This window comes from Deltaproteobacteria bacterium (assembly GCA_030654105.1).
In the GTDB taxonomy this organism is placed as follows: domain Bacteria; phylum Desulfobacterota; class SM23-61; order SM23-61; family SM23-61; genus JAHJQK01.
Genome location: JAURYC010000135.1, coordinates 1 through 16,455, shown reverse-complemented (window position 1 = coordinate 16,455; position 16,455 = coordinate 1). Strand labels below are relative to the sequence as shown.

Below are 16,455 nucleotides of genomic sequence, written 5' to 3'. Positions count from 1 at the left end.
CCAGATCGAAGAACCAGGGAGGTTGGCCGATTTAGTAGCCTCCAACCTCAAGCTGAAAATTGAAGAAGCCCAAAAGGTCCTGGAGACTTTTCATCCCCTGCAACGCTTGAAAAAGGTTAATGAGTATCTTTCTAAGGAAGTCCAGGTCTCCACCATGCAAGCTAAAATACAGTCTCAGGCCCGAGAGGAAATGAGCAAGACGCAACGCGAGTATTTTCTTAGAGAACAGCTCAAGGCCATCAAAAGCGAATTGGGCGATATTGATGAAAAAACTCAGGAGATCAGTGAATTACGGGAAAAAATAAAAAAAGCTAAAATGCCCCAGGATGTGGAAAAAGAAGCTAACAAACAATTAAATCGCCTGGAACAGATGCACCCTGAATCTGCCGAAGCTACGATCGTCCGTACTTACCTGGACTGGCTGGTGGAAATCCCCTGGAGCGTGAGCACGGTCGACAACCTAGACATTAAAAAAGCCAAACAGGCGTTAGACGAAGATCATTACGACTTGGAAAAGGTCAAAGAGCGTGTCTTAGAATATTTAGGTGTACGAAAATTGAAAGAGAAAATGAAAGGTCCCATCCTCTGCTTCGTGGGTCCGCCAGGCGTAGGCAAAACTTCCTTAGGAAAATCCATTGCCAGGGCGCTGGGGAGGAAATTCACACGTATCTCGTTGGGGGGTATCCGGGATGAGGCTGAGATCCGGGGGCATCGGCGGACGTACATCGGCTCACTGCCCGGGCGGATCGTCCAGGGGGTTAAAAATGCGGGATCCAATAATCCCGTATTTATGCTCGACGAGATTGACAAAGTAGGAGCAGACTTCAGGGGGGATCCTTCCGCAGCCCTGTTAGAAGCTCTTGACCCGGAACAGAATTTTGCCTTCAGTGACCATTATCTGAATGTTCCCTTCGACCTATCCAAGGTTATGTTCATCACCACCGCGAATATTCTGGATCCCATCCCACCGGCCCTGAAAGATCGGATGGAAGTCCTGAACCTGGCTGGATATACCAGCGAGGAAAAGCTGAAAATCACCAAACAATTTTTATTACCCAGGCAATTGGAAGAGAACGGCATCAACAAAGAGATCCTTTCCATCAGCGATGAGGCCCTTTTGCGGATCATTTCCCAATACACCAAAGAGGCGGGAGTGCGCAATTTGGAACGAGAGATTGCTTCCATCTGTCGTAAAGCGGCGCGGAAAATCGCCGAAGACGAGAAAGGTCCCTATAAAATTACCAGCCTGAATTTGCACAAATATTTAGGGCCGCCGAAGTTTTTACCCGAAGAAGAATTGGATGTAAATGAGATCGGTGTGGCCACGGGATTGGCTTGGACTTCCGTAGGAGGGGAAATTCTGTATGTGGAAACCACTACCATGAAAGGGAAAGGAAACCTGACCCTCACCGGCCATCTCGGTGATGTAATGAAGGAATCGGCCCAGGCGGCTTTGAGCTACACCCGCTCCAAAAGCAAGGAATTCGGCATCGACCCCGATTTTTATGAGAAATTGGACATTCATATTCATGTCCCCGCAGGGGCGATTCCCAAGGATGGACCTTCGGCCGGGATTACCATGGCCACATCACTGGTTTCCGCCTTGATGCGCATTCCGGTGCGCAAGGACGTGGCTATGACTGGAGAGATTACTCTCCGCGGACGGGTGCTTCCGATTGGGGGCCTAAAAGAAAAGACTTTAGCCGCCCTTCGGGCAAAGATTAAAAATATTATTATTCCTGATCAGAACAGGAAAGACCTGGAAGAGATCCCCCCCTATATCCGGCGGAAGGTCAATTTCATCTTTGTGAAGAACACGGATGAAATTTTGAAAGTGGCCTTGGTTCCGGGGAAGGTGCAACCTTTACCTGAAGTTGCCAAGGAAGACCCGGGAGAAAAGAAGGGGAGGCCGGAAAGCCATTCTATTTCTTTGCCCGTATGACCAATTCTTGCGGATGGCCTGGTGGAACTTCGAGAAATCGGTGAATTCGGCCTCATTGCCAGGATTAAAAAAAACATCCCCCCCATTTTGCCCGGTGTACTCAGGGGAATTGGCGACGACGCTGCCATTTCATCTTTAACCCCGGGGACCGAACTTGTCTCCACAGTGGACCTCCTGCTGGAAGGGGTTCATTTTAACCTGTCTTTCACTTCCGCCCATCTTTTAGGTAGAAAATCTTTAGCCGTTAACCTGAGCGATATTGCGGCCATGGGGGCTAACCCCCGTTTTGCCCTCCTTTCCTTAGCCATTCCTCCGAGAACGAGTGTGGAATTTATTGATGATTTTGTGGGCGGTGTTTTGGAAATGGCCGGAGCGCATGATGTTGCCTTGATCGGGGGTGATACTTCTTCCTCGCCTGAAAGGTTATTGATCAGCGTCACTCTTTTGGGGGAAGGAAAAAAAGAAAATTTGGTTTGCCGGTGTGGAGCTCAACCCGGGGATGACCTTTATGTCACAGGCACATTGGGGGATTCACTCCTTGGGCTGCAAGTGGCCCAAAAGAGAGAGGGGAAACCAACTTCCTCAGATGAAGTCTATCTCATGGAAAGACACTTGAACCCCATCCCCCGGGTTCAAGAAGGTAAAACCCTGGCGGAAAGAGGTTTGGCCAGGGCAATGATCGATGTGAGCGATGGCCTTTATTCCGACCTTGGGCATATCTGTGAAGAAAGTAAGGTGGGGGCGACAGTCTGGGTGGAGCGGATCCCCCTTTCTGCCCCTTTTCAGTCCCTTGCTACAGTTCCGGAAGGGCAAAACTGGCAATGGGCCGTAAAAGGCGGGGAGGATTACGAATTGCTATTCTCCGCGGCACCGGAGAAGGCATTGGAGCTTAAAGAATTGGCCCAACATTGGAAATGTGGCCTGGCCTGCATTGGAAAAGTAGAACCTTTTCCCAAAGGTGTTATCATCCGGAATGAGCAGGGTCCGGTAGACTATACCTTTCTTAAAGGATATGATCATTTTGCGTGAAACACCCCGGGGTATACAGAAGCTGCTAAGCGCTTAGCGCAAAGCCCATTGCGGTTAAAATATTTTCAATTCTATCTACCAACCTATATGGTAAAGGTTTATCAATCAGCTGTTCAAAGAAACATTCTTGACGGGACCAAGCAACTAAAGGAGAAGGAGCTTACTCTTTGGAGATTGATGCCCCTTTAAGAATTTATTTCCTTTTTTTCCTCTTCTGGGGCCTGGTCTTTTTCACTTCTTCCGAGGCTGCCCTGTTTGGCCTGGGGCGTCTTAACCTGCAGAAGCTTAAAGAGGAAGAGCATCCCCGCCATTCGCTGATCGACCGCCTGTTGAGCCGGCCCCGGCAATTGCTTATTTCTCTTTTAATCGGCAACGAAGCCATCAACGTGGCCATTTCCTCTTTGGCCAGCGCCCTGTTCATCGGTTTATGGGGAGATGCGGCCAAATGGCTGGCGATCCCTGTAGTCGTTTTTATTATTTTACTTTTCGGGGAAGTGATCCCCAAGACCATTGCGATGAATTATCCGGATAAAATCGCCCCCTTGGTCGCTGGACCCGTTGATCAGTTTGCCACCATCGTAAGTCCCCTTCGCTGGATTTTGGAAAAAATCGTTGATGGCGTGCTGAAGCTTTTCCGGGTCGTACCGGAATCTTCCCCTCCTCCGTTGACCGAAGAAGTTTTTAAAGAGTTGGTGGCCACCAGTCAAAAAGAAGGAACCTTGGAAGAGCTGGAGAAGGATCTAATCCACCGGGTGTTCCGGTTCGGGGATCAGACTGTAAAAAACATCATGACACCCCGCGCCGCTGTTTTTGCCCTTCCGGATCATACGCAATTGGAGAATGCCATCGAAGCTTTAAGGGAGCATCGGTTTTCCCGCATTCCCGTTTTTGGTGAAAACCCTGACAACATTGTAGGGATCTTGTATGCCAAGGAACTTTTGGGTGCACCGGGGAAAGAGAGAAGAACCGGAGAAACGAGTTTACGGAATTTTCTGCGAAAACCTTACTTCATTCCCCCAAGTAAAAAATTAGATGACTTGTTTCGGGAATTCAGAAAACAAAGAATCCACTTAGCCGTTGTGGTCAATGAGTATGGGGGTTTATCCGGGATCGTTACCCTGGAAGACTTGCTGGAGGAATTGTTCGGGGAAATTTATGACGAGATGGATTTTGAACGTGAGGGTATGAAGGAGAAAAGGAAGAGGCAGAGAGGGAATATTCGTGGCAATAAAACTACCAACTGAGAAAGAAACCCATCGGGGGAAAAAATGAACCCTTGGCTAACCTTGGGGATTACCATTATTGTTTTTTTATTTCTGGAAGGGTTTTTATCCGGTTCTGAGATCGCCCTGGTGGCCGCAAATCGAAAAAGGTTGAATTATTTAGGCCGTTCTAATTCCCGAGTTGCTCGCCTGACTCACCGCATCCTTCGGGAACCTTCTTGGTTTCTTTCCACCACTTTGGTGGGAAGTAATTTAGCCGAGGTGGCCAATACCGCACTGGTAACATCGATTTTTATCGGCCTCTATGGATCGAGAGGGGATCTGTACGCTTTTCTGCTTCTTGCTCCTTTAATCCTCATTTATGGGGAAATATTGCCCAAAACTCTCTTTCAGCAAAAAGCCGATTATTGGGTTTCCAAGGTTGCCCCGATTATCTGGGTTTTTTCCATTATTTTATTTCCGTTGGTTTGGATCATGTCGGGGGCGACAAGATTTGTCTTTGGCCTTTTGCGTTTGAAGGGAGAAAAAGGGCCTTATATCACCCGGGAGGAACTTCAACTTCTTTTACGGACGGAAGGAGAAGCGACCGATATGAAACCGATGGAAAAAGACATGATCCATCGCATCTTCCGCTTTTCCACGACGAAGGCAAAAGAAGTAATGATCCCTTTAGTAGAAGTTGTGGTTTTGGAGGAAAATTCCAGCGTAGAGGAAGCGATTGCTTTAACCCGGCAGGAAAACTATTCGCGTTATCCTGTTTTCCGCGAACGGGTGGACAACATCGTCGGCATCCTTCACAGCTTTGATCTCCTTTTGGCCTTGGGAAAGGAACAGACGGTCCAATCCTTTGTCCGCCCCATTTCCTTTTTCCCCGAGACTAAACCGGTCGATGAGCTTTTGTTGGAATTACAGCGGAACCACGAGGCGATGGCAACGGTGGTTGATGAGTACGGGGGAGCGGTAGGAATTATCACTGTGGAAGATATTCTGGAAGAGGTGGTGGGGGAGATAGAAGACGAATATGACATCGGGCAACCTCTCTACAAAAAAGTAGGGCCGAAAAAATTGGTAATCAATGCCAGGATGGAAGTGGATCATATCAATGAAATCCTCAAGCTCGGACTGCCCAAAAAAGAGGATTATGAGACGTTAGGAGGGTTTGTTCTGGAAAAACTGGGTCGAGTCCCCCAGCCCGGCGAAAGATTTCGATTCAAGGGAATGCTTTTTGAAGTTTTGAAGGCCGATGAACGTTCGGTTGCCGAAGTCCTGGTGACTTTGAAAGAATAAATTTTAATGGGACGCGGATCAACGCAGATTTTTAGGATTTTATAAATAAAAAATTTTTTCTGCGATGATCTGCGAAAATCTGCGTCCTAATAGATATAGATCATAATTATAGGGGGATAAGATGAACGTGGATCATTTAAAAAAACTTTTGGAAGGGGTGCGCCAAGGAAAGATTAAGGTGGAGAGGGCGATGCAAGAGCTGAAGACCCTTCCGTTTGAAGAGATCGGCTGCGCAACCATAGATCATCATCGCCCTTTGCGCCAAGGAACCCCAGAGACCATCTTCGGCGAGGGGAAGACGGCAGGGCAAGTGATTTCCATCATGGAAAAGATACGGGACAAAAGAAACAATATTCTGGTGACTCGTTTGGACCGGAAAAAAGTGCCTCCGATCAAGCGGGCTTTTCCCCGAGCCAGATATTACCCCCAGTCGCGGACCCTAATCTTATTGAGCCATCCTGTTAAAATCATAGGGCGGGGCACAATCCTGGTGGTCTCCGCCGGGACTTCGGATATTCCTGTGGCCGAAGAAGCAATCGTCACGGCCCAAATTATGGGCAACCGGGTGGATCACCTTTTTGATGTAGGGGTAGCCGGGATTCACCGCTTGATGAGCCAAAAGGAAAAACTGATGTCGGCCCACGTATTGATTGTGGTTGCCGGTATGGAAGGGGCGCTGCCCAGCGTGGTAGGGGGGTTAGTGGACCACCCGGTGATAGCGGTTCCCACCAGCGTAGGCTATGGATCTAATTTCGGGGGGGTCACCGCCCTTCTGGCTATGCTTAATTCCTGCGCGTCAGGAATTTCCGTTGTGAATATCGACAACGGCTACGGGGCCGCCTACGCAGCCAGTCTGATCAATCGGCTGTAAATTTAAGCGTGTCAGCGCCTGGGTGAGTGTCACTCCAAGGCCGGAAAGCAAGATAACGATCTAACGTTTCGGGTTAACCCTTTACGCACTTGCGCCTTACGACCTCACGATTTTTGAAAGGGGAGATATGAAGATTCTCTATTTTGATTGCTTTTCGGGTGTTAGCGGGGATATGACGCTGGCCGCTCTATTGGACTTAGGGCTTCCCCAAGAAAAGTTACGGGTGGACCTGGAAAAGTTGGGCTTGAAGAATTACACCCTTAATATTTTTCAGGGAAGCCGTAATGGAATCGCGGGTATGGGAATGGAAGTAAAAGTCGGGCCAAGGGATGAGAATCACAGGCACTTTTCGGATATCCGGAAGATAATTGAGGGTAGTTCTCTCAAGCCGGACGTGAAAAAAACGAGTCTGGCCATTTTTCAGCGCCTGGCCGAAGCAGAGGCTAAAGTCCACGGCCAAAGGGTGGAAGAAGTTCATTTTCATGAAGTTGGAGCGGTAGATTCCATCGTCGATATTGTAGGGACGGCCATCGGAATTGATTATTTCCAACCCATTAAGATTTTATCTTCGGAATTGCCTATGGGGAGAGGATTTGTGCAATGCCAGCACGGCCGGCTTCCGCTTCCGGCGCCCGCCACTCTGGAGGTACTCAAGGGGTATCCATTAAAAAACGTGGAAGTTGAAGGGGAATTGGTAACTCCTACTGGAGCAGCGATTGTGGCCACGCTGAGCTCAGACGTAACATCTTTTCCGGCCATGACCGTGGAGAAGATCGGATATGGCATGGGGAAAAAGGATTTTCCAGACCGGCCCAACCTGCTCCGTTTAGTGTTGGGAGAAGCAAGCGAAGCCTACTTAACCGACCGGGTGACTATACTGGAGGCCAACATCGATGATATGAATCCTGAGTTTTACGATTATTTGATGGAACGCCTTTTCAACCGGGGGGCTCTGGATGTTTCCCTTACCCCTTTATTGATGAAAAAAAACCGGCCGGGGACACTATTGCGAGTGATTGCTCAAGAGCATGACGCCGAAGCGCTCTCGGACATAATTCTAAGGGAATCCTCCACTCTGGGGGTACGCAGTTATGCTGCAGCCCGGAAAAAACTGCCTAGAGAAATCAAGGAAGTGGAGACAAAATACGGAAGGGTTCGCGTAAAAGTTTCTGGAGACTTGCGCTTTCAACCTGAGTACGAAGATTGCAAGCGAATTGCCCTGGAAAAAGGAGTCCCCATCCAGGAGGTTTATCAGGAAGCGATGAAAAAGAAACAATAGAAAAACTTTTTTACCGCGGAGAACGCAGAGAGCGCCGAGATGAAAACCAATTCAAAAGTTATTGATCAAAATGAAAAATGAAATTGGATTAAATATTTTAAATTAGCTTTTCCAATTCATAATTCCTGGTTTCTCTGCGATCTCGGCGTGCTCTGCGGTGAATAAACAAATGGAGGTTTTGATGGGCATTGACTGGGGAAAAGTAAAAGAAGAAGCCGTTCAGATTCTGAGGGATTATATAAAAATTGATACAACCAATCCACCCGGGAAGGAATTGCCAGGGGCCCTCTACCTCCAGAGCTTTTTGCAAAAAGAAGGATTGCCAGCCATGGTGTTAGAGTCCCAACCTGAGAGAGGGAACTTGTTTTGTGCGATGAAGGGGACCGATAATCTTTCGCCCCTCATTCTTCTCCACCATATCGATGTAGTGCCTGCGGAAGCAGAAAAATGGAAAAATCCTCCTTATTCCGGAGCGTTGATTGATGGCGAAGTTTGGGGGCGAGGGACTCAGGACTGTAAATCATTAGGGGTAATTGAGCTTGCCGCTTTTCTATTGCTTGCCCGAGAAAGATTCAAGTCTAAACGCGACATCGTTTACCTGGCTACAGCCGACGAAGAGACAGGGGGAAAATGGGGGGTAGGCTGGCTCTTTCAAAATCATCCCCAATTAATGAAAGCGGAATACGTGATCAACGAGGGTGGAGGGATTGGCATGGCCGTTGGCCAACGAAACGTCTATACCTGCCAGACGGCTGAGAAGGGAATTTGCTGGCTGAAACTTACCTTTCGCGGCAAACCCGGGCATGGTTCCGTTCCCCATGATGATAATTGTGTTGTAAAAATGGCCAAAGCGATTGATAGGATTTCTTCCTACCGCTCTCCTCTTCACCGCACCCTGACGACCGAGAACTTTATCAAAGGGATCGCTGAGGAACAAAGCTTTCCGAGGTCTTTTATGCTGAAGCAACTTCTCAACCCGCTTTTATCCAGGAGTATGGAAAAACGAATCCCAGACGCGGGCCTAAAAGGGATGGTGGGGGCGATCCTGAGAAATACCTTCGTTCCCACGGTAGTCCAGGCGGGGCAGAAGACCAATGTCATTCCCAGTGAGTGTTTTTTCCAGGTAGATTGCCGTATTCTTCCTGGCGTAGAACCAGAAATGATCAAAGCGGAAATGAGAGAATTGCTTGGCGATTTCAAAGATTATGATGTGGAGGTTTTACAAACTTCACCAGCCTCCGAATCCCCAGCCAACAAAGCCCTCTATCAAGTGATAGAGAAAACTCTCAAACGTTTAGATCCAAAGTCTAAAATGATTCCGGCCATGCTTACCGGGGCGACCGATTCGCGGTTTTTCCGGGAGAAAGGGACAGTCGCTTATGGATTCCAGCCCATGACTCCAACCCAAAATCTATCAGAGTACCTTGGCCGGGTACATGGGCATGACGAACGCATATCCGCAGAAAACCTCCTTTTCGGTACAAGGTTGCTCTACGAAATGCTCAAAGATTTTTGCGGGTGAACGTCTGACCAATATTTTAGTTTTCTTGACAATAAATCCGTCATCGCATATTCTTAAATTCAGCAGCTAAAAAGATTTAGTTATTACTCTGCACTATCCACTGATACCTGATCACTTTCTTTTTGTGGGGGCATAGCTCAGATGGGAGAGCACAGCGTTCGCAACGCTGGGGTCGAGGGTTCGAATCCCTTTGCCTCCACCATAATTCCTTAAAAATCATTTATTTTTATTGCCATTTTTTGTGTCGGGGTTACGCTGGAGACCGTCGCAACATTCTTTAGGGATAGTTTTTGTGAATTCGCTTTCATCCTTTCAGTGCTTTTGTGAGCATACCTCTCCGTCATTTCTTTGGATGATGGTCTATGACCTTATACCCGCCTGATAAACCCCGCCTCCAAAATTTACAAGCTGAGACGCAAAGCTATGGCGGGTAGCATCATAAAGATGGGTAAAATGTGTAAAATGGGACGTTGGTTCAAACGCAACTTAGATCGAGGAAATCCTCCCGGTCCTCTTTGATCTGGAAGAATTTGGCATTTTCAATTTTCCCCGATCAAAAATAATTTGCATCTGAACCAACGCCCCATTTATTCATATTTTCTTGCTTATAGGGAGGCTACCAGCGATTGCGTCCGCCGCCACGACCGCCTCCAAAACCACCGCCGGATCGGCCTCCTCCGCGAGGACTCTTTTCCTGGGCCTCATTAACCTTAATGGTTTTGCCGTCAAGGTTCGTTCCATCCATCTTGGATATCGCCGTTTTGGCATCCTCATCCTGAGCGAAGGTAACGAATCCAAAGCCTCGGGAGCGCCCCGTATCGCGGTCGGTGATGACCTTGGCTTCGGTGATTTCTCCATAAGACGCGAACGCCTGGCGCAGACCGTCGTCCGTCGTGTCCCAGCTCAGCCCTCCTACAAATAGTTTCTTAGCCATACTTTCTGATGCTCCTTTTCTGCGTCGCCTTGAGCGACGACTTTTGATGGGTAGCGCCCGCCATTTAGCGTTCGCCACGTTTACATACTTTTGTTAAATGCGCGAATCGTTTGGGAGGATGGGCCAACAATTTCCCTCACTCCATCGTCTCCGCAGGGAGTTTCGGCAATGTGGGTTGAGTTCTCACACACGAGTCCCTTTCAACTGATTGCATCAACCTTGCCAATTCATGATAGAACCACATCCTCCTTTACCTGAGGGGTGGGTTCTCTCGCGTTCGTGGTAAAGGAGAATAGGAAGTCTTTTCCCCCGGAAAGGCGTAGCGAGTTAAGGATTGGCTGGCTTTGTCTCTTCTTGCTCGACCTTTTCGATCTTTTCGGTGTCTGACGGGGATTGGTCTCCTTTATGAAATCGTCGCTCTCTTCTCTCTTCCTGCTTTTTTTGGCGGGACAATTCTTTTCGCCGCTTTTCGCCTTTATAAGCTCCAGCATGTTTTGGCAAAACACCCTCCTTGGGACGCAAGAAAATATATATCATAAAAAATAAAAAAAATCCAATTAAATTTATGGTTGAGATTTATTGGCAAAATCTGGCCCTCGTCCATAAACGCGATCTGAGGCAGATATGTTCGCCCCCCCTTCCTCCTTGCTTAAACGAAAAAGAAATGATAAATTTAAGATATAACTTCCTGAAAAAGTAAAAAAAGCTGGGGAATGGATCATAAATGCCAGTTATTGATTTTCATGTACATATTGGGGATCCTGGTCAAATGAAACCCTGGGTGATCACCTACTTTCAGAATTACGGGAAAGGTTCGGGGGCGGAAGAGGTTATTGGAAAAGATGGGCGGATGGACCCTTCGGCTCTGGTTGAGATGATGCGCAAGAACGGGGTTGATTATGCCGTAATTCTCGCCGAGCTCAGCCCGATCACAACTGGCATCATCAGCAACGAACACGTGGCCGAGTTCTGCAAGGGTCGAAAGGAATTAATTCCCTTTGCCAATTTGAACCCTTATCTCAGTACCCGCCTGGGAGAAGAATTGGAGCGGTGTGTTCATGAACTGGGGATGAAAGGAATTAAGCTTTATCCAACCTATCAGCAGTTTTATCCCAATGACCGGGTGCTTTACCCTCTTTATTCCAAAGCGCAGGAGCTCAGAATTCCGGTGATGGTCCATACGGGTTCTTCCTTATTCCGCGGATCAAGGATGAAATATGGAAATCCGGTTTTATTAGATGACGTTGCGGTTGATTTTCCAGAGCTCACCTTGATTCAAGTTCACAGCGGAAGAGGATTCTGGTATGACGCGTCTTTTTTCCTGGCCCAACTTCATCCCCGTATCTACATGGAAATTGCCGGCCTGCCGCCGCAGAATCTCTTAAAGTATTTTCCGGAACTGGAGAAGAATGCGGAGAAGATTCTCTTCGGGTCGGACTGGCCAGGGGTTCCCGGGATTGGGAAGAACATCAAAACGATTCGGTCTTTGCCCATTAAAGAGGAGACTAAAAAGAAAATCCTGGGAGAGAATGCCGCCAAAATTCTGAAGTTTTTAAAAAAAATTTAGACGTAGATAAACGCAGCTTATCAGGATTATAATTAAATTATTTTTCTACGTGGATCGGAGAAAATCAGCGGTTCAATTCATTTAAGGGAAGGGAAAAGATCATGGTGCGCCAGGCCAAGGTTTCCCGCGCGACCAAAGAGACATCGATAATTGTTGATCTGAACCTGGATGGATCGGGCAAACACCGCATTGCTACAACGATTCCATTCCTCGATCACATGCTCAGCCTGATGACGGCCCATGGCCTCTTTGACCTGAGAGTGAAGGCCCAGGGGGACACGAAGGTCGACTTCCATCATACAGTGGAAGATGTGGGCATATGCCTGGGAAAGGCCCTGAAGCAGGCATTAGGCCAAAAAGAAGGAGTTCGGCGTTATGGGTCAGCCTTCGTTCCTATGGATGAGAGTTTAGCTTCTGTCCACATGGATCTATCGGGGCGCCCGTGTCTGATCTATCATCTTACCCTGCGGAAGAGAAAAATCGGAGATTTTGATACAGAATTGGTCAAGGAATTTTTTCAAGCCCTGGTTAACAGCTCAGCCATTACCCTTCATGCCCAAGTAGTCTATGGGAGCAACGGCCATCACATGGTGGAATCCCTTTTCAAGGCATTCGGCCGTGCCTTGCGTCAGGCTGTAGCGAAGGATGAAAAAGTTCGAGGGGTGCCCTCAACCAAAGGAAGCTTATGATCGATGGCTTCGTAAAAAGTCCCCCGCCAAGGCGGGGTCCCACGCTTCGCGGGATTACGCTGTATCCTTCTTGATGACTTTTTGAGAGATCATCATGATTGTCATCGTTGATTATGGCATGGGGAATTTGCGCAGCGTGCACAAAGCTTTGGAACGGGTGGGTTTTCAGGCTTCCGTGACCCAGGACCCGGCTGAGGTGAAAAAGGCTGCTGGCCTTATCGTTCCCGGGGTTGGCGCTTTCAAGAAAGCCATGGAAAATTTGCAAGAACTCGGGTTGGTGAACCCCATCATCGAATTTGTTGAAAGCGGTAAACCGTTCTTAGGAATCTGTCTGGGCCTGCAGCTTCTTTTTTCCGGAAGCGATGAGTTTGGTTTTCAAAAAGGCCTATCCCTTTTCAAAGGCCGGGTGGTACGGTTTCCCTTCTCTCATCCCGCCGCATCGCCACCCAAAGATTTATTGAAAGTTCCGCACATGGGCTGGAATACCGTGCATATTCATAAACGCCCGCCGGTTCTGGACGGCATCGCCGATGGAGCCTACTTTTATTTTGTCCATTCCTACTACCCGGTTCCCGAAGAGCAAGAGATTGTAGCCACCACCACGGATTATGGGGGGGAATTTGTCTCCAGCGTTAGCCGAGGCAATTTATTTGCTTGCCAATTCCATCCGGAAAAGAGCCAAAGCGTTGGTTTGAAGCTTCTTAAAAACTTTGGCCGCCTGGTAAACCGATGAAATATTATCCGGTCTTGCTGGACTTGGACGGTAAGCTTTGCGTGGTAGTGGGGGGAGGCCGGGTGGCTGAGCGGAAAGTCCGCAGCCTCCTTCAAGTGGGTGCTCTGGTCAAAGTGATCAGCCCTCAATTGACCCAATCTCTTTCACGCTTAAAAGAGAGAGGGAAAATCATCCACTCTCAACGCGCTTACCGTTCTGGCGATTTGCACAGGGCATTTTTGGCCATAGCCGCCACTGATGACCGCCGGGCAAATGAACGTGTTTTTAGCCAGGCTCTCAGACAGAAGATTCCGGTTAACGTGGTGGACGATCCAGCTCATAGCAGTTTTATCGTCCCGTCCTTGGTGCAAAGGGGGGATTTGTTAATCGCCATATCCACCTCTGGACAGAGCCCTGCTTTGGCCAGAGCTTTGCGTCAAAAACTCCAAAAAGAAATCGGCGCTGAGTACATTTATCTGTTGAAACTTCTGGGCGCTGTGCGCAAAAAAATACTCTCTTTGGGGTTGGGCCAGAAGCGTAACCAGGTTATCTTCCGAAAATTGGCCGGAAAAGACCTTCTCCCTTTGATTCGGAAAAATGACTATACGGGGTTGGAAAACCGCATGAAAACCTTACTGGGTTCCGGGTTCTCATTGAAGGAGTTAGGGCTCAGGCGATGAATATAATTTTTTTTCAGGCAGCTCTAATCTTTTACCTCTTAGGCACCGCATCTTCGCTGGTTTTTTTGATTTTCCTGGGAAAAATATTCTCCCACATAGGGAAATTGGCTTTAACGGGAGGCTTCGCCGTTCATTCCTTAGCCCTGGTCTTAAGGTACAGCGAAGCCGGACACACGCCCATTACCAACCTGCATGAATCCCTGTCCTTTTTTGCCTGGTCAATCGTAGGCGTTTACCTCCTCCTCCACCTCAAATATCGGGTGGAAGTTTTGGCGGCGTTCATTTCCCCCGTGGCAGCGGTGCTGATCATCCTGTCATCCCTTTTTCCCAAAGATATTTTACCCTTGGCACCGGTCTTGGAAAGTTATTGGCTGCCCATTCATGTTATATTCGCCTTCATCGGGAACGCCATGTTTACCATAGCCTTTGCCGTCGGAGTCATGTACCTAATTCAGGAGCGGCAGATTAAATCCAAAAAGATCGGACCATTCTACTACCGCCTACCTGCCCTCAAGGTTTTAGATGATTTGAATTACCGGTGCCTGACTTTCGGTTTCCCCCTTTTGACCTTAGGGATTATCAGCGGGTCGGTTTGGGCGGAAAGCGCCTGGGGATCTTATTGGAGCTGGGACCCCAAGGAAACCTGGTCGCTCATTACCTGGTTCCTTTATGCTGCCCTCCTGCACGGGAGGTTGACCGGGGGGTGGCGAGGTCGCCGGGCGGCCATTTTCGCCATTGTGGGATTCGGTGCTTTGGTCTTTAGTTTCTTAGGGGTAAATCTGCTGCTGACCGGACTGCATTCGTATAATTAATTGATAGCTACCAGCAGTCAGCAATCAGCGATCAGTTGATAGATGAAGGCTAAATGCTGACAGCTGAAGGCTTATTAGTTTATTTCCATGGAAATCGTTTTAATCGGGTTGAGTCATAAGACCGCCCCCGTAGAAGTTCGGGAAAGATTTTCTATTCCCAAAGAACAGGTGGAAGATTTTCTAGGGCGGCTAGTTGCTTTGCCAGGAGTACGGGAGGGTATGATTCTCTCTACCTGTAACCGGATGGAAGTATTAACCGTCCTGGAAGTCAGCGATGATTGGGCGGACCGCCTAAAAGATTTTCTGGCCGGGGTTGCTGGAATGTCTGGGTACGACCTAGCACCTTATCTCTATACCTTAAGAGGCGAAGATGCCATAAGACACCTTTTTCGAGTTACGGCAAGTATGGATTCCATGGTTCTGGGGGAGCCGCAGATCTTAGGTCAAGTGAAAGAAGCTTATCGGCAAGCCGTGGATAGTAAAGCCGTCGGTTTGGTTCTAAACAAACTATCTCACCGCTCGTTTTTTGTAGCCAAGCGCGTCCGCACGGAGACGAAGATGACCAGTCAGGCGGTCTCGGTGAGCTTTGCCGCGGTGGAACTGGCCAAAAAAATTATGGGCAACTTGGACGATAAACGGGCTATGCTCATCGGGGCGGGAGAAATGTCTGATCTTGCGGCCAGACATTTAATTAGCCAGGGGGTAAACGAAATTTGGGTAACCAATCGAACTCCTACTAGGGCCATGGAAATGGCTCAAGAGCTGGGAGGGCGAGCGGTTCCTTTTGAAGACTTTCCCCAAATGCTCAAGGATGTGGACATCGTAGTGAGCTCCACAGGATCCACCCATTATATTATCCTTAAAGAACAGCTGGCTGGAGTGATCCGGGCTCGAAAAAATAAGCCGATGTTTTTCATCGACATCGCCGTTCCTCGGGACGTGGATCCGACAATCAATGAACTCGACAATATCTATGTTTATGACATTGATGACCTTCAAGGGGTTGTGAAATCGAACAAAGAAGAGAGGCGGAAAGAAGTCTTGAAGGCCGAGGAAATTGTCCAACAGGGGGTCGAGTCATTCAAATGCTGGTTGAGCAGCCTGGAAGTTGTTCCGACCATATTGGACTTGCGCCAGCACCTGGAAAAGATTCGCCAGCGAGAGATGGCCAAAACCCTTGCCCTACTAAAAAATGCTTCGGAAGAAGAACATAAAGCCTTAGACCTCTTGACTCAATCCATTATCAACAAAATTCTCCACCACCCCATCTCTCTGTTGAAACATCAAGAGAATAGAGGGCAGGGGAAACTTTATGTGGATATGACCCGGAAGATTTTTCACCTGGATGAAGAGGAAGATGAGCCGTCAACTTCATAAAGATATACTTCGGCTGGGAACTCGAGCGAGTCTTCTGGCTTTGCGCCAGGCCAATTGGGTAAAGGCGAAAGTGGAAGAACAAAACCCCGGAGTGGAAGTTACTTTGGTACACATTAAGACCCAAGGGGATAAGATAGATGTCCCCCTCTTCAATGTGGGAGGGAAAGGTCTTTTCGTTAAGGAGATTGAAGAGGCTTTACTGGGTGGTGATGTTGATTTAGCCGTGCATAGCGCCAAAGACCTTCCGATTCTTATCCCTGAAGGGCTGGCGCTTATCGCTTTTCCGGAGAGAGAAGATCCCCGGGATGCGCTCATATCCAAGGATGGAAGGCCTTGGGGAAAAATTCCTCCCGGGGGAAGAGTGGGGACAAGTAGCTTGAGAAGGCAAGCGCAACTTCTTAACTTACGACCCGACCTGGAAATCGTCCCCTTACGGGGTAATTTGGACACGCGGATCAAGAAACTTTCAACTTTAAATCTGGATGCCATCATTTTAGCCTCCGCAGGATTGCGCAGGATGGGGTGGGAAGA

The 16,455-nt window shown here is 48.4% G+C and carries 16 protein-coding genes and 1 tRNA gene; 15 read left to right on the top strand and 2 right to left on the bottom strand.

Annotated features, from left to right (window positions below; all coding sequences use genetic code 11):
• The 8 genes from lon to Q7V48_05390 all read left to right on the top strand — a co-directional run.
• On the top strand, positions 1 to 1,942 hold a 1,942-nt coding region (lon, locus tag Q7V48_05425; protein MDO9210175.1), incomplete at its 5' end, for an endopeptidase La.
• Positions 1,943 to 1,963: 21 nt separating this feature from the next.
• Entirely contained in the window at positions 1,964 to 2,971 is a 1,008-nt protein-coding gene (gene thiL / locus Q7V48_05420; GenBank protein ID MDO9210174.1) for a thiamine-phosphate kinase, read from the top strand.
• A 167-nt stretch (positions 2,972 to 3,138) separates the two neighbouring features.
• Positions 3,139 to 4,215, top strand: coding sequence for a hemolysin family protein (locus tag Q7V48_05415; protein ID MDO9210173.1), 1,077 nt, complete (start codon positions 3,139 to 3,141; stop codon positions 4,213 to 4,215).
• Positions 4,216 to 4,239: 24 nt separating this feature from the next.
• Positions 4,240 to 5,481, top strand: a complete 1,242-nt coding sequence (locus Q7V48_05410; protein ID MDO9210172.1) for a hemolysin family protein — start codon at positions 4,240 to 4,242, stop codon at positions 5,479 to 5,481.
• A 121-nt stretch (positions 5,482 to 5,602) separates the two neighbouring features.
• Positions 5,603 to 6,352: a nickel pincer cofactor biosynthesis protein LarB gene (gene larB, locus Q7V48_05405; protein MDO9210171.1), complete on the top strand. Its 750-nt coding sequence runs from the start codon at positions 5,603 to 5,605 to the stop codon at positions 6,350 to 6,352.
• A 127-nt stretch (positions 6,353 to 6,479) separates the two neighbouring features.
• Entirely contained in the window at positions 6,480 to 7,631 is a 1,152-nt protein-coding gene (gene larC, locus Q7V48_05400; protein ID MDO9210170.1) for a nickel pincer cofactor biosynthesis protein LarC, read from the top strand.
• A 181-nt stretch (positions 7,632 to 7,812) separates the two neighbouring features.
• Positions 7,813 to 9,153: a M20/M25/M40 family metallo-hydrolase gene (locus Q7V48_05395; GenBank protein ID MDO9210169.1), complete on the top strand. Its 1,341-nt coding sequence runs from the start codon at positions 7,813 to 7,815 to the stop codon at positions 9,151 to 9,153.
• A 126-nt stretch (positions 9,154 to 9,279) separates the two neighbouring features.
• A tRNA-Ala gene (locus Q7V48_05390) sits at positions 9,280 to 9,355 on the top strand.
• A gap of 414 nt (positions 9,356 to 9,769) precedes the next feature.
• On the opposite strand, the gene Q7V48_05385 is transcribed toward Q7V48_05390, so the two are convergent.
• A complete protein-coding gene (locus Q7V48_05385) occupies positions 9,770 to 10,087 on the bottom strand; it encodes an RNA-binding protein (protein ID MDO9210168.1) in 318 nt (105 codons plus the stop codon).
• A 227-nt stretch (positions 10,088 to 10,314) separates the two neighbouring features.
• Positions 10,315 to 10,578, bottom strand: a complete 264-nt coding sequence (locus tag Q7V48_05380; protein MDO9210167.1) for a hypothetical protein — start codon at positions 10,576 to 10,578, stop codon at positions 10,315 to 10,317.
• Between the two features lie 233 nt (positions 10,579 to 10,811).
• On the opposite strand from Q7V48_05380, the gene Q7V48_05375 reads away from it, so the two are divergent.
• From Q7V48_05375 to hemC, 7 genes are all read left to right on the top strand, one after another.
• On the top strand, positions 10,812 to 11,654 hold the full coding sequence (locus Q7V48_05375) for an amidohydrolase family protein (GenBank protein MDO9210166.1): 843 nt from the start codon (positions 10,812 to 10,814) through the stop codon (positions 11,652 to 11,654).
• Positions 11,655 to 11,755: 101 nt separating this feature from the next.
• Complete coding sequence (gene hisB, locus Q7V48_05370; protein MDO9210165.1) at positions 11,756 to 12,343, top strand: imidazoleglycerol-phosphate dehydratase HisB; 588 nt, start codon at positions 11,756 to 11,758, stop codon at positions 12,341 to 12,343.
• Positions 12,344 to 12,437: 94 nt separating this feature from the next.
• Positions 12,438 to 13,076: an imidazole glycerol phosphate synthase subunit HisH gene (gene hisH / locus Q7V48_05365; GenBank protein MDO9210164.1), complete on the top strand. Its 639-nt coding sequence runs from the start codon at positions 12,438 to 12,440 to the stop codon at positions 13,074 to 13,076.
• On the top strand, positions 13,073 to 13,735 hold the full coding sequence (locus Q7V48_05360) for a bifunctional precorrin-2 dehydrogenase/sirohydrochlorin ferrochelatase (protein ID MDO9210163.1): 663 nt from the start codon (positions 13,073 to 13,075) through the stop codon (positions 13,733 to 13,735). The genes hisH and Q7V48_05360 overlap by 4 nt, the downstream gene beginning before the upstream one ends.
• Positions 13,732 to 14,547, top strand: a complete 816-nt coding sequence (gene ccsB / locus Q7V48_05355; protein MDO9210162.1) for a c-type cytochrome biogenesis protein CcsB — start codon at positions 13,732 to 13,734, stop codon at positions 14,545 to 14,547. Before Q7V48_05360 ends, ccsB begins: the two co-directional genes overlap by 4 nt.
• A gap of 87 nt (positions 14,548 to 14,634) precedes the next feature.
• On the top strand, positions 14,635 to 15,924 hold the full coding sequence (gene hemA, locus Q7V48_05350; GenBank protein MDO9210161.1) for a glutamyl-tRNA reductase: 1,290 nt from the start codon (positions 14,635 to 14,637) through the stop codon (positions 15,922 to 15,924).
• A partial coding sequence (hemC, locus tag Q7V48_05345) for a hydroxymethylbilane synthase (GenBank protein ID MDO9210160.1) occupies positions 15,905 to 16,455 on the top strand: 551 nt, incomplete at its 3' end. The genes hemA and hemC, both read left to right, overlap by 20 nt.